Here is a 13,621-nt window from a genome sequence, read left to right as displayed (position 1 = left end):
GCATTGGTAGATGTCCTCACTCGCGCTGACCTTGCTTTACCTACTGGCCGCGGTGTTGGGCGTGGTGGTGTGCCGCAGCCTCAAACTGCCGCCGATGCTGGGGTATCTTGCCGCGGGCGTGCTGATCGGGCCCCATGCGCTGGCACTGGCCCAGAACTCGGAGGGTGTGCGCCATCTGGGCGAGTTCGGGGTGGTATTCCTGATGTTTGCCATCGGGCTGGAGTTCAGCCTGCCCAAGCTGCGCGCCATGCGCCGCCAGGTGTTTGGCCTGGGGCTGGCGCAGGTGGTGCTGAGCATGCTGGTGGTCACGGGGCTGGCGCTGGCGCTGGCGAACCTGGTGGGTGGTGTGTGGGAGATGGGCTGGCAGTCGGCGCTGGCGCTGTCGGGCGTGCTGGCCATGAGCAGCACGGCCATCGTCGTCAAGCTGATGGCCGAGCGCTCCGAGCTCGAAAGCGAACATGGCCGCCGCGTGATGGGCATCCTGCTGTTCCAGGACCTTGCGGTGGTACCCCTGCTGATTCTGATTCCGGCGCTCAGCTCATCGCCCGATCGCCTGCTGACCGCCCTGGGGCTGGCGCTGCTCAAGGCCGCCGTGCTGGTGGGCCTGCTGCTCACGGGCGGCCAGCGCCTGATGCGCTGGTGGCTCACGCAAGTGGCCCGGCGCAAGAGCGACGAGCTGTTCATGCTGAACCTGCTGCTGATCACGCTGGGGCTGGCGTGGCTGACCGAGCTGGCGGGCCTGAGCCTGGCGCTGGGCGCCTTCATTGCGGGGGTGCTGGTCTCGGAGACCGAATACCGGCACCAGGTGGGCACCGACATCCGCCCGTTTCATGACGTGCTGCTGGGCCTGTTTTTCATCACCATCGGCATGATGCTGGACTGGCACATTCTGGTGGACCGCTGGGCGCTGGTGCTGGTGCTGATCACGGTGCCGCTGCTGCTCAAGCTGGTGCTCATCCTGGCACTGGCGCGCAGCATGGGCGCCACCACCGGGGTGGCCTTGCGCACCGGCCTGTATCTGGCGCAGGCGGGCGAGTTCGGCTTTGTGCTGCTGTCGCTCACGCTGGAGAACGGGCTGGTGCAGCCAGCACTCATGAACCCCATTTTGGCGGCCATGGTGCTGTCGATGCTGGCCACGCCGTTTCTCATCATGTACAGCAATCGCATCGTGATGAAGCTGGTGGCGAGTGACTGGCTGCAGCAGTCACTGCAGATGACCACCATCGCACGCAAGTCCATCAACACCAGCAAACACGTGATCATTTGTGGTTTTGGCCGTTGCGGGCAAAACCTGGCCCGGATGCTGGAACGCGAGGGCATTCCCTACATGGCGCTGGACCTGGACCCCGACCGCGTGCGCCAGGCCGCCGCTGCCGGAAACTCCGTGGTCTATGGGGATGCCACACGCCTTCAGGCGCTGATGGCAGCTGGATTGGTGCGCGCCAGCGCGGTGGCCGTGACCTACCTGGATGTGCCGTCGGCGCTCAAGGTGCTGGCCAACGCGCGCGCCCATGCGCCGCATGTGCCCGTGGTGGTGCGCACACAAGATGATCTGCACCTGGACAAGCTGCAGGCCGCCGGTGCGGCCGAGGTGGTGCCCGAAGCCATCGAAGGCTCGCTCATGCTGGCCAGCCACGCGCTGGCGCTGGTGGGCGTGCCCATGCGCCGGGTCTTGCGGCTGGTGCAGGACCAGCGCGATGCACGCTACAACCTGCTGCGCGGCTACTTCCATGGGGCCGACGACGACACCGTGAACGAGCGCGATCAAGAGCGCCTGTCTACCGTCACCCTGCCGGTAGGGGCCAAGGTCATTGGCCAGCCGCTGGGTGGGCTGGCGTTGCCCGCCATGGGCGTGCGGGTGGTCAATTTGCGGCGGGGCGACGGCCACCCGAGTGCCGCCGTGGCCGAAGCGCTGCTGGCGGCGGGGGACACACTGGTGCTCTCGGGGCACCCGGCCGCACTGGCGCTGGCCGAGGACAAGCTGCTGCAGGGGTAACAAGGCACCTCCCCATGAGGCGCAGCACGGCGTCCCAGGCCGGGGGGGTATCCGTTGCAGCGGTCAGCAATAATTTTGAAGAAATACGGTCAAACGCTTATCCAACAAGCGCCTATAGCTATTATTTATATAGCAACTCAACAGGCCCTGGACGTCCGAAAAGATAGCCCTGAAAACTGCGGCAGCCGTTGCGCAATAGAAAATCGAGCTGCCCCGGGGTCTCGACCCCCTCTGCCACCACCTTCAGCCCCAGGCTATGGGCCAGCGCCACAATGGTGCAGGCAATGGCCGCGTCGTTGGGGTCGGTGAGCACGTCGCGCACAAAACTCTGGTCGATCTTGAGCTGGTCGAGCGGCAGGCGCTTGAGGTAGCCCAGCGATGAATAGCCCGTACCAAAATCGTCCAGCGAAAAGCCCACACCCAGGGTGCGCAGGGCCTGCATCTTGAGGATGCTGTCCTCCACGTCGTGCAGCATCAGGCTTTCGGTCAGCTCCACCTTCAGCCGGCTCGGGTCGGCGCCAGACTCTTGCAAGATTTCCAGCACCTGCGGCACAAAATGGGGGTGCCGGAACTCCTTGGCGCTGACGTTCACCGACACCCTCCAGCCAGCGGTGCGGGGCATGGCCGCCCACAGCGCCAGCTGTTCACATGCCAGCCGCATGACCAGCCGCCCCAACGGCAGGATCAGCCCGGTCTGCTCGGCCAGCGGAATGAACTCGCCGGGCGAAACCATGCCGCGCTGCGGATGCATCCAGCGCACCAGTGCCTCTGCGCCCATCACCTCGCCCTGCTCGTTCACCACCGGCTGGTAGTGCAGCAGAAACTCGTTGCGCTGCAGCGCCAGCCGGATATCCCCCTCCAGCGCCGACCGCGCGCTGGCGGCGGCCTGCATGGCGGGGTCAAAAAAGCACAGCGTATTGCGCCCCTGGACCTTGGCCTGGTACATGGCCAGGTCCGCACGCTGAAGCAATTCGTGCACCGACTGCTGCGCGTCCCGAAACAGCGCGATACCGATGCTCGGTGTGCTGTGAATCTCGCGTTTGTCCACCTGAAAAGGTTCGTTCAGCGATGCGATGACCTTCTGGGCAATCGCTTCGGCCTCGACAGCGGCCTCGGGCTCCACGCTGTGCAGGTGCTGGAGAATCAGCACAAACTCATCACCCCCGAGGCGGGCCACGGTGTCCACAGACCGCACACCAGCCTGCAAGCGCTCCGCCACCTGAACCAGCAGGTGGTCTCCCCATTCGTGACCGAACGTGTCGTTGATGGCCTTGAAGTTGTCCAGGTCCAGAAACAGCAGGGCGCCGTGGCACTCTTCGCGCGCGCACAGTTGGGCCGCCTGCGCGAGCCGGTCCAGCAACAGCCGGCGATTGGGCAGCCCTGTGAGCTCGTCATAAAACGCGAGCCGCTCGATCTCGGCCTCGGCCTTCTTGCGCTGGGTGATATTGCGTGCAATGCCGCGATACCCGGTAAACCGGCCTTCGGCATCAAAGATGGGTTCGCCACTGATGGATACCCAGATGGGCGTGCCATCGCTGCTGGTGCGCCGCATCTCGAAGTCATGAAAGACCTCGTGGGCCTGCAGCTGCTGGCGGTGCTTGCTCCATTGCCCGGGCGCCACCACGGCGTCGGGCAGTTCCCAGCGGGTCAGGCCGTATTGCGATTCATCCGGGATATCCCGATCACGCTCTGCGCTGCCGTCGAACCGGACAAACCGGAAGTCGGCATCCTGCTCCCAGTACCAGTCCGAAGAAAGATGGGTAAGGCTGCGCCAGCGCGCCTCACTCTCCCGCAGCGCCTGCAGTGTGCCCAGGTAATCGGTCACATCGGAAAAAGTGCGCACGCGCCCACCGGCCTCGAGAAGCCGTGTGCGCACCTCCAGAAACCGCCCCGCGCGTGTTTTGCGGATATAGGTTTCGGGCACGCTGGGGCCATCCACGCGCCACGAGTGATCCGATGCCACATACGCCCGTGCGGACGGCTCGATCAACTCGAACCCGGGTCCGAAATCACCCCTGCCGGTCTGGAACCGCACCACCTCTTCCACGGTCGGCTGCGTTGCGAGCAGTTCTTCGGGCAAATCCAGCAGTTCAAGATAACGCCGGTTGTAGACACGGATGTGCCCAGTGGCATCCACGCTGGTGATGCCCTGGGAAACGCTGGCCAGCGTGCCTTCCAGCGCACGGGTTTTTTCGGCCAGCAGCGCACTGGTGCGCGCCAGCTGGGACTCGACTTCACTGCGCGCCAGCTCGGCCCGGCGGGCCAGCTCCAGATGCCCCACCGTGTTGAGCAACGGCTGCAAAAATTGCACATCTGCCTGCGAATACCCGCCGGGGCGGTTGGCCAGCCCGACCATGGCGACAAACGCCCCTGCGGCATGGATGGGCAGGCCCAGATAGCTTTCAAGTGCGGGATGCCCCGGCGGCACCCCGGTGCTGCGCTGGTCGGTGCCGGGGTCATTGCTGATGACGGGCTCACCCGTCAAAAGTACCGCACCCAGCAGGGTGTGCAGGTTGTCAAAGACCATTCCCTCCTGGGCATGCTGCGCATATTGGGCGCGCGAAGCGACATCCCAGCTGATGTCGGTCATGGCATGCACGCGCAAGAATGGCTGCCCCTCGGGCTTGTGCTGCACCTGCCCCACCAGCCCGAACGCGCTGCCGGTGAGCGCCATCAATTCCTGCAGCACCGCCTCAAACGCGGCGCGAGGCGACGAGCCGGCAATGAAGATGGTCTGGGCTTGTGTGATGGCCTGCAGCAAGCGGTGCTGGCGTGCCAGCATGGCCTCGGCGCTCTGGCGCGCCCGGGCGCCCGTGCTGCGTTCCAGTACCGCCTGAATCTGCGCCGGAAGCGCCAGCAGATGGTCCCGCTGCGGGGTCTGCACGAGAAAGTCACAGAAGCCATGCCGCATGGCGTGTGCCGCCTGCGCCTCTTCTCCCTCCGGCACGATGAGCAGTGCGGGCACGTTGTCAAGCAGTTCCAGCACGTCAAAGGCAGTGCCATCCACCACGCGCCGCACCGTCAGCACCACATCGGTCTGCTGGCGGGCCAGCACAGGGCGGGCGTGGGCCAGCGAAGGTGCCACCTCGACCGTCCAGTCCAGCCAGGGATCGACCAGCGCACCCACCACTGCCTGTGCGTGGGCACAATCACCATCGATCAAGAGGACTGAGATGGGCATGGGTCAATCCGATGCGCGGACCGCAGGTAGAGCAAACGCCGCCTGCGGAACAGGGAGAAACAACATTTACCCATTATGGGGTGGACGGGGGCAGCGCTGGTAGGTGTTTCTGGCACGCACATCCCCTCAACAGATCGGCAAGCGGCTCTTACACTCCCCCAATGGCAGACCATGCCTTCGCCGCCTTCTTCTTTGCTCCTTGCCACACCGCGCCATCCCATGCAGCCCCTCAGCGTCAACGACTTCCTTCGCCAGCACATCCGCACGGTCCCCGACTGGCCCGCTCCGGGGGTGCAGTTTCGCGACATCACGCCCCTGCTCCAGGACCCCAAGGTTTTCCGCGTCCTGATAGATGCCTTCGTGCACCGCTACATGGACCGCGCGCTGCGCCCCGACGTGGTGGCCGGGCTGGACGCACGCGGCTTTATCCTGGGCGCAGTGGTTGCCTACGAATTGAATGTGGGGTTTGTGCCCATCCGCAAAAAAGGCAAGCTGCCTTTCACCACGGTAGAAGAAACCTACGAACTCGAATACGGCAGCGCCACCGTAGAGTTGCACACCGATGCCGTCAAACCAGGCGACCGCGTGCTGCTGATCGACGACCTGATTGCCACCGGCGGCACCATGATGGCTGGCAAGAAGCTTCTGGAAAAACTGGGCGCCACGGTCACCGAAGGCGCCGCCATTGTCGATTTGCCGGAGCTGGGCGGATCACAGCGCCTGCGCGAAAGCGGCCTTGCGCTTTACACCCTGGTGGATTTCGCCGGGCACTGACCCCCGGTTGAGCGCAGGGCCGGCAAAGGCGTGCAGTCGGGCGCCGCTGCCCGACACAGCCTATTTCAGTTGAGGTCGCCGTATTGGGTGCTGCTGAGGTCCGGAGAGGCCCCATCCGCACCGGGCATCACGGTGTCTTCAAATCCGGTCGGCCGGGAGGGTGGCAGCAAAGGTCCCGACCGCAACGGGACACCCGGCTTGCTGGCCGCGGCAGGCGCTGCCCGTGCGCCAGCGGCATCCGACAGCGCGCGCTTGAATGCCGCCACTTCGTCGGCCTCGATGGGTTCGTAGCGCGGCGCAGGGCGCACCGCAGCGGCCTCGGGGCGGGCCTGCGCAATGGGGGCTGGCCGCACAGGGGGCGCTGCGGCGGCAACCGGCCCGGCAGGGCGCAACGAAGGAGCCACGGGAGCAGCCGCCCGCACAGGCACACCGGCTGCGGCAGAGGCTGCGGGCAGAGAGGCCCCCAGCGGGGCAATGCCTTTTTGCGGAATGCCCACTGCTACATGGTCATTGATGCGCCAGTAAACCGCCGTCACCAGAATGTCGTAACGGGCCTTGGCCGTCTGGGCAATCAGCGCCTCGATCTCGCTGAGCCGCACGGTTTCTCCGCCAAACTCGCGGGCCAGGTCCATCATCACCAGAAACTGCCGGCCGCGCTGGTCCAGCGACAACACCTTGAACTTGTAACTGGCCGACAGTACCCCGGCACGCACCATGGCATCCCGCACCACGGTGTAGAGCAGTTCGCGCCGCTCCATGCGTTCATTCTTGCGGTTGGCAGCGTGCTCCACGGGCCGGGGTTCCAGGGCCGGATTGCGTCCCACCGCCAGCGGAACCGTGGCATCCGCGTTGAGCAGGCCCGAGGGTTCGATGGGCGAACGGGGTTTCGACGGTGAAGGTTTGCGGCTAAACCAACTGAACAGGGACATGGTTTGCTTTCTGGCGGAGGCACCGGTAAATATCCGAATTGAGTTTACCCGGCGCGCCCACGCGAGCACCTCCCAATGAACCCGGAAAAAGCGTGAAGAACGCCCGGTGTCAGGTAGCTGCAACGCGGCGGCGGCGGTTGCCCAGCCGTTTCGCCAGCACAGCCCCTGCGGCCATGGCCAGACCCAGCGCAATGGCGGGCTGGCGGTTGGTCAGCTCGGTAAAGCGCAAAGCCGTCAGGGTCCACAGCTTGGTCGGCGCGCTGGCCTGCACCGTGGCGCTGCGGGGGCGCATCGAAAAGAAGGCGCCTTCTCCCACCACCGACCCCGGCCCCACAATCGCCAGCCGCAGGCGCTCCTTTTCGTCTTGGTAGTGCACGCTCAGGCTGCCGCTCTCGACCAGATAAAGCGTTCTGTCCGTCGCACCCTGGGAAAACAGCACATGGCCGGCTGGCACGGCATAGGGCTGCAGGTAGGCGGAAACCGTATCCCACTGTGCGGGCGTCAGAGGATTGGACATGCTGTCGTCTGCATCCGCCTGGGCGATGGCGCTCAGCAGGCCCGTGAGATCGATTTTGGATGCGATGGGTGTAATGGCGTTCATGGTCTGTTGAAGCTAACCTTGTAACAGAGCAGGCACAAGCATTCTTTACGACTGTTTACAACAAAAGCCGGCCAATGCCGTTACTTGCCGATACAAAAACTGGAGAAGATGACACCCAGCAGGTCGTCGGACGAAAATTCGCCGGTGATGCTGCTCAGCGCGTTCTGCGCCAGGCGCAGCTCTTCGGCCAACAGGTCCAGTGCGGGGCCAAGGGCATCCAGCTGGGCCGCTGCCTCCTCCAGGTGCTGCTGCACGGTGCGCAGCGCCTGCACATGCCGGGCGCGAGCGATGTACACGCCTTCTGGCGCCGACTGCCAGCCCGCCACCTCCAGCAAAATGCGGCGCAAGGCATCCAGCCCTTCGCCCGTGCGGGCCGACAGGTGCACGGCGGCCCGCCCTGCGGACGCAGGTTGTGCGGCCCCCGGAACGCAGTCCACCTTGTTCCATACGTCGATGACGGGCACGGATGAAGGCAATTTTTCGGCCAGGGTGCTCTCTATCATTGCGTCCGCTGCCCTGTAGTCCATCGCATCCCGGCGCGCGAGGTCGTGCAGGAACAGCACCGCATCGGCGCCGGCAATTTCGTCCCAGGCGCGGGCGATGCCAATGCGTTCCACTTCGTCATCGCTGTCGCGCAGCCCGGCGGTGTCGATGATGTGCAGCGGCACGCCTTCGATCTGGATCGTCTGCTGCACCTTGTCGCGCGTGGTTCCGGCAATGGGCGTGACGATGGCCAGCTCGGCGCCGGCCAAGGCGTTGAGCAACGAGCTTTTGCCGGCGTTGGGCTGCCCGGCAATCACCACCTTGATGCCCTCGCGCAGCAGCGCGCCCTGGCGGGCCCGCTGCATTACCTGCGACAGCGTTTGCTTCAAATTCGATAGCTGCCCGCGCGCGTCTGCCTTGCGCAGGAAGTCGATTTCTTCTTCAGGAAAGTCGAGCGTTGCTTCCACCAGCATGCGCAGGTGAATGAGCGCATCGCGCAGTGCATGGATCTCGTGCGAGAAAGCGCCCGTGAGCGAGCGGCTGGCGCTGCGCGCCGCCGCAGTGGTAGAGGCGTCGATCAAGTCGGCAATCGCCTCGGCCTGCGCCAGGTCGATCTTGTCGTTGAGAAACGCACGCTCGGTGAATTCGCCCGGCTGGGCCACGCGCAGGCCGGGCAGGGCGGGTTGGCCTGTGGCCGGGTGCGCCTGTGCGCCCGCCTCCAGGCAGCGCGCCAGCAGTAGCTGCAAGACCACCGGCCCACCATGGGCCTGCAGCTCCAGCACGTCTTCGCCGGTGTAGGAGTGGGGCGCGGGGAAAAATAGCGCCAGCCCCTGGTCAATGGGTTGCCCCACCGCATCACGGAAGGGCAGGTAAGTGGCCTCGCGCGGGCGCAAGGTGCGCCCACAAACGGCTTCCACCAGCACCCCCAGCCCCTTGCCCGACACGCGCACGATACCCACAGCCCCGCGTCCGGGGGCGGTGGCGATGGCGGCGATGGGATCGTGGTGGCGGGCGAGCATGGGCAAGGACTTTACAAGGTGGACAGAAAAAAGGCCGCTTGCGCGGCCTTTCGGGGATCAGTTCGTGGATGTCAGCGTTGCCGCTGCAGCATCACTTGAACTTCGGCAAATTGAATTGCGGCGGCACGCCCATGCGGGTGTTGATGATCCACTGCTGCGCAATCGACAGGATGTTGTTCGTCAGCCAGTACAGCACCAGGCCGGCCGGGAAGAAGAAGAACATCACGCTGAAAATCAGCGGCATGAACCACATCATCTTGGCCTGCATCGGGTCAGGTGGCGCGGGGTTCAGCGCCGTCTGCAGCAGCGAGCTGGCCGTCATCAAGAGCGGCAGGATGAAGTAAGGGTCGGGCGTGGACAGGTCGTGGATCCAGCCGATCCAGGGCGCGTTGCGCATCTCCACGCTGGACAGCAGCACCCAGTACAGCGCAATGAACACGGGGATCTGGATCATGATGGGGAAGCAGCCGCCCATGGGGTTGACCTTTTCCTCGCGGTAGATGCGCATCATCTCCTGCTGCATCTGCTGCGGCTTGTCCTTCAGACGCTCACGCATCTCCATGATCTTGGGATTGATGGCCTTCATCTTGGCCATGCTGGCGTAGGCCTTGGCATTGAGCCAGTAAAACGCGATCTTGAGCAGCAGCACCAGGGCCACTATGGACCAGCCCCAGTTGCCCAGCAGCTTGTGCAGGTTGTCGAGCAGCCAGTACAGCGGCTTGGACAGGATGGTCAGCCAGCCGTAGTCCTTGACCAGTTCCAGGCCGGGGTACAGCTTTTCCATCATGGTCTCGATCTGCGGGCCGGCAAACAGCTGCGCCTGCACGGTCTTGCTGGCGCCGGGCGCGATTTCGCCCACGGGCGTGATCATGCCCACCGAGTACAGGTTGCTGTCCACCTTGCGCATGAAGAGTTCGCGCGTGATGCCGTCACCCAGCAGCCAGGCACTGGCAAAGTAGTGCTGCACCATGGCCACATAGCCATTGGTGGCAGTCTTTTCGAACTCGGGCTTGCCTTCTTCGATCTTCTTGAAATCGACCTTCTGGTATTTCTTTGCGTCGGTGTAGACGGCAGGGCCGGTGAAGGTGGAATAGAACGACGACTCTCCGGGAGGCGGGTTGCCGTCACGCACCAGTTGCAGATACAGCTGGGGCGAAACAGCCGTGCTGCCGGTGTTCACTACCTCATGGGCCACGGCCATGTCGTACGAGCCACGCTTGAGCGTCCAGGTCTTGACCAGCTTCAGGCCACCGAGGTCGGGCGACTCAAAGCGCACGCTCAACTCGTTTTCGCCGTCCGAAAGCGCGCGCGGGCCCGGCACGGCCTGCATCACCGTTTTATGGGTGGGGTAGGCGCCACCGATCAGCCCGGTCTGGGCCACATACACCCGGGCGGCGCTTTCGTCGAACAGCAGGAAGTTGCGGCTCTTGTCCGCCATGTCCACATGCTTGAGCAGCTCGGCATGGGTGAGCGAGCCACCCTCGCTGTCGAACGTCAGGCGGTACACGTCAGTGGTCACCTCGACGCGCTCACGCGCGGCGGGCGCCGCGGGGGCGGGCTGGCCCGGCACCGCAGCCGCGCCTTGCGCGGGCGCGGCAAGCGCCGTGGTGGGCGAAGGCACGCTGGCCGCGCCCGTGGCGGTGGTCGCTGCCCCAGCAGGGCCCGGCGCAGTCTCCGTCACGGCGGGGTTGGAGGAAGGGAAGAATGTGGCCTTGTTACCGTTGTGCAGCTGCCATTTGTCCCACAGCAGAACCATGGAAAAGCCAAAAATCACCCACAGGATGGTGCGGCGAATGTCGTTCATGAAGACTTCTTTGGTGAGGATGGTTGGGTGTTGGAAGGAGAAAGCCGCGAAAAAAGCCGCATGCTGCGCGGCAATTGTTGCGGGACCGGGTCATGGCCCCCGTCACACCAGGGATGGCAGCGTACCAGCCTGCGCACCGTGAGATAACTGCCCGCCGCAGCACCATGCTGCTCCAGCGCCTGCAGCGAATAAGCCGAGCAGGTGGGCTCAAACCGGCAGGACGAGCCCAGCCAGGGGCTGAGGAACAGCCGGTAGCCCTTGACCAGCCCCATGAGTGCTGCACGCATCATGGGGCCACCTGCGCAGGCACTGGCGCCACGGCAGGACGCCGTGCCGCATGGCCAAACAACTGCAACAGTTCAGCCCGCACGGCCAGCTTGAGCGGGTCGGACATGGCACTGACGAACTGCTTGCGATCAAACGTGGCACGCAGGCGCACCACATGGGCCGCCTGCGGCAAACGGGCCTCGAACAGGTCCGCCACGGCATAAATCTGCCGCTTGATGGTGTTGCGTGTGACAGCGCGCTTGGCCCAGCGTTTGGGCACCATGGCGCCCAGCCAGACATCATGCACGGCAAACAGGGCCTGCGACCCTTGCACAGATGGCAAGGAGTCGGGCCCTGAGGAAGCAATGGGGTTCACTGCGGCAGCAGCGCTGTTGGCGTCCAGCACCAGACGGTGCAGCGCAAAATGCGCAGTGCGGGAGACAGTGCCTCCCGCCATGGCCGCCTGGAACTGCGGACGGGTTTTCAACCGTTGCACGCAAGCACCCCGTTTGGAACCTGGCGGCGCAAACCGGGGAGCAGGCCGGAGACCGTAACGGCCTTAGACGGCCAGGCGCTTGCGGCCCTTGGCGCGGCGTGCGTTGATCACGGCGCGGCCGCCGCGGGTCTTCATGCGGACGAGGAAACCGTGGGTGCGTGCGCGGCGCGTCTTGGAGGGCTGATAAGTACGTTTCATGATGCTATTCCTTGAGGTTCAGTTCCGGGCTACTGCTCTTGAACCACGCCATCCTGGCCGCGGCGCCCCTTGCAGGAATCGCTCACAGCCTAAGACTTGCGGGGCAGAAATAACGGCGCGCCGGGTCAAATCACCCTGAACACATTCAGGGAAACCGAAAATTATCGCAGGCTTGGCGCCGGCTGGCAATGCCCATCGCGCTATAGGCCTTTATCGGAACACAAAAAACCCTGCACCCAGGCCCCGCCGCCCTGTTTTTCGCAGGTGCTTTTGAAATTGTGGATAACTCCTTGACAAGCTACAATCCGCCGCCTGGAACCGTTCCTCCTATCCACAACAAGAATGCCCCCTGAAATGACCGAGGAATCCCATCGCAGCCCCATGGGCCAGCCCGGCGCTGACGCCGGCCAGGGCCTTTGGCAGGCCTGCGTAGAGCAGCTCGCCCAAGACCTGCCCGAGCAACAATTCAACACCTGGATCAAGCCCCTGATAGCGCAGGTAGCCGAAGATTTTTCCAAGGTCACGCTGCTGGTTGGCAACCGTTTCAAGCTCGACTGGATTCGCGCCCAATACGCGGGCCGTATTGCCGCTCTGCTGGAGTCAATTTACGGGCAATCCGTTACGCTGGAGTTAGCGCTTGCTCAGCGCGAATCCGTTGCGCGCACTTACATCCGGCCCGCAACCACCCAACCCACCGCCCCTTCTGACGCACAGAACCACAGCAGCGACGAAGCCCCTGCCGGCGCCTTTCGCACCCGGCTCAATCCGGCGCTGACGTTCGAGACCCTGGTGGAAGGCACGGCCAACCGCATGGCGCGCTCGGCGGCAATGCACGTGGCGGGCATGCCCGGGCACCTGTACAACCCGCTTTTCATCTATGGCGGTGTGGGCTTGGGCAAAACCCACCTGGTGCATGCCGTGGGCAACAAGCTGCTGGCCGACCGGCCCGATTCCAAAGTTCTCTACATCCACGCCGAGCAGTTTGTGTCGGATGTGGTTAAGGCCTACCAGCGCCGCACTTTTGACGAATTCAAGGAGCGCTACCACTCGCTCGATCTGCTGTTGATCGACGATGTGCAATTTTTTGCCAACAAGGACCGAACGCAGGAAGAATTCTTCAATGCGTTCGAAGCCCTGCTGGCCAAAAAGAGCCATATCGTAATGACGTCGGACACTTATCCCAAGGGTCTGGCCAACATCCACGAGCGGCTGGTTTCGCGCTTTGATTCGGGCCTTACGGTAGCCATCGAGCCGCCCGAGCTGGAGATGCGCGTGGCCATTTTGATCAACAAGGCGCGCGCTGAAAGCACCGAAATGCCCGAGGAAGTGGCATTTTTCGTGGCCAAGAACGTGCGCTCCAACGTGCGCGAACTCGAAGGCGCGCTGCGCAAGATCCTGGCCTATTCACGCTTCAACCAAAAGGAAATCTCCATCCAGCTGGCCCGCGAGGCGCTGCGCGATCTGCTGTCCATCCAGAACCGGCAGATCAGTGTGGAAAACATCCAGAAGACGGTGGCCGACTATTACAAAATCAAGGTCGCCGACATGTACAGCAAGAAGCGCCCGGCCAGCATTGCCCGCCCGCGCCAGATTGCCATGTACCTGGCCAAGGAGTTGACGCAAAAGAGTCTTCCCGAAATCGGAGAATTGTTTGGCGGGCGCGACCACACCACCGTGCTGCATGCCGTGCGCAAGATTTCTGGCGAGCGCCAGCAACTCACCGAACTGAACCAGCAGCTGCATGTGCTGGAGCAAACACTCAAGGGCTGATGCAGGTGGTGCAAGCCCCCAACGGAAGCGCCCCGGTTAACGGGCAAAATGGCGGTTTATGCGGCAGGGAGGAGGCACAACCTGTGCTGCTGTCCACGCACCG

At 64.0% G+C, this 13,621-nt stretch carries 11 protein-coding genes; 3 read left to right on the top strand and 8 right to left on the bottom strand.

Going from position 1 to position 13,621, the window contains the following annotated elements; genetic code table 11:
* Positions 1–10: 10 nt before the first annotated feature.
* Entirely contained in the window at positions 11–1,996 is a 1,986-nt protein-coding gene (locus tag B7Y64_RS01210; protein ID WP_291324499.1) for a monovalent cation:proton antiporter-2 (CPA2) family protein, read from the top strand.
* A gap of 121 nt (positions 1,997–2,117) precedes the next feature.
* On the opposite strand, the gene B7Y64_RS01205 is transcribed toward B7Y64_RS01210, so the two are convergent.
* Positions 2,118–5,177: an EAL domain-containing protein gene (locus B7Y64_RS01205; protein WP_291328198.1), complete on the bottom strand. Its 3,060-nt coding sequence runs from the start codon at positions 5,175–5,177 to the stop codon at positions 2,118–2,120.
* Positions 5,178–5,396: 219 nt separating this feature from the next.
* Here B7Y64_RS01205 and B7Y64_RS01200 point away from each other — a divergent pair, with 219 nt between their 5' ends.
* A complete protein-coding gene (locus B7Y64_RS01200) occupies positions 5,397–5,951 on the top strand; it encodes an adenine phosphoribosyltransferase (protein ID WP_024813483.1) in 555 nt (184 codons plus the stop codon).
* A 65-nt stretch (positions 5,952–6,016) separates the two neighbouring features.
* Here B7Y64_RS01200 and B7Y64_RS01195 read toward each other — a convergent pair whose 3' ends face one another.
* From B7Y64_RS01195 to rpmH, 7 genes are all read right to left on the bottom strand, one after another.
* Complete coding sequence (locus tag B7Y64_RS01195; RefSeq protein WP_291324501.1) at positions 6,017–6,880, bottom strand: hypothetical protein; 864 nt, start codon at positions 6,878–6,880, stop codon at positions 6,017–6,019.
* Between the two features lie 109 nt (positions 6,881–6,989).
* Complete coding sequence (locus tag B7Y64_RS01190) at positions 6,990–7,481, bottom strand: cyclic nucleotide-binding domain-containing protein (RefSeq protein ID WP_024813485.1); 492 nt, start codon at positions 7,479–7,481, stop codon at positions 6,990–6,992.
* Positions 7,482–7,561: 80 nt separating this feature from the next.
* Positions 7,562–8,983 (bottom strand): tRNA uridine-5-carboxymethylaminomethyl(34) synthesis GTPase MnmE, encoded by a 1,422-nt coding sequence (gene mnmE, locus B7Y64_RS01185; RefSeq protein WP_291324502.1) that lies wholly within the window; start codon positions 8,981–8,983, stop codon positions 7,562–7,564.
* 91 nt (positions 8,984–9,074) lie between these two features.
* The gene (gene yidC / locus B7Y64_RS01180; protein WP_291328195.1) at positions 9,075–10,787 is read right to left on the bottom strand and encodes a membrane protein insertase YidC; all 1,713 of its coding nucleotides are present in this window, start codon (positions 10,785–10,787) and stop codon (positions 9,075–9,077) included.
* Positions 10,784–11,077: a membrane protein insertion efficiency factor YidD gene (yidD, locus tag B7Y64_RS01175; RefSeq protein ID WP_024813488.1), complete on the bottom strand. Its 294-nt coding sequence runs from the start codon at positions 11,075–11,077 to the stop codon at positions 10,784–10,786. The genes yidC and yidD overlap by 4 nt, the downstream gene beginning before the upstream one ends.
* Positions 11,074–11,550, bottom strand: coding sequence for a ribonuclease P protein component (locus B7Y64_RS01170; RefSeq protein WP_291326739.1), 477 nt, complete (start codon positions 11,548–11,550; stop codon positions 11,074–11,076). The genes yidD and B7Y64_RS01170 overlap by 4 nt, the downstream gene beginning before the upstream one ends.
* Positions 11,551–11,613: 63 nt before the next feature.
* Complete coding sequence (gene rpmH / locus B7Y64_RS01165) at positions 11,614–11,748, bottom strand: 50S ribosomal protein L34 (protein ID WP_005798102.1); 135 nt, start codon at positions 11,746–11,748, stop codon at positions 11,614–11,616.
* 354 nt (positions 11,749–12,102) lie between these two features.
* On the opposite strand from rpmH, the gene dnaA reads away from it, so the two are divergent.
* Positions 12,103–13,518 carry a chromosomal replication initiator protein DnaA gene (gene dnaA / locus B7Y64_RS01160; protein WP_081739319.1) on the top strand — a complete coding sequence of 472 codons (1,416 nt, stop codon included), beginning with the start codon at positions 12,103–12,105 and terminating at the stop codon, positions 13,516–13,518.
* The last annotated feature ends 103 nt before the right edge of the window (positions 13,519–13,621 follow it).

The organism is Acidovorax sp. 35-64-16, from assembly GCF_002281195.1.
Lineage (GTDB): Bacteria > Pseudomonadota > Gammaproteobacteria > Burkholderiales > Burkholderiaceae_C > Acidovorax > Acidovorax defluvii.
Note: the sequence above shows the minus strand (reverse complement) of the source record. Positions and strands in the feature narration are given on the sequence as shown.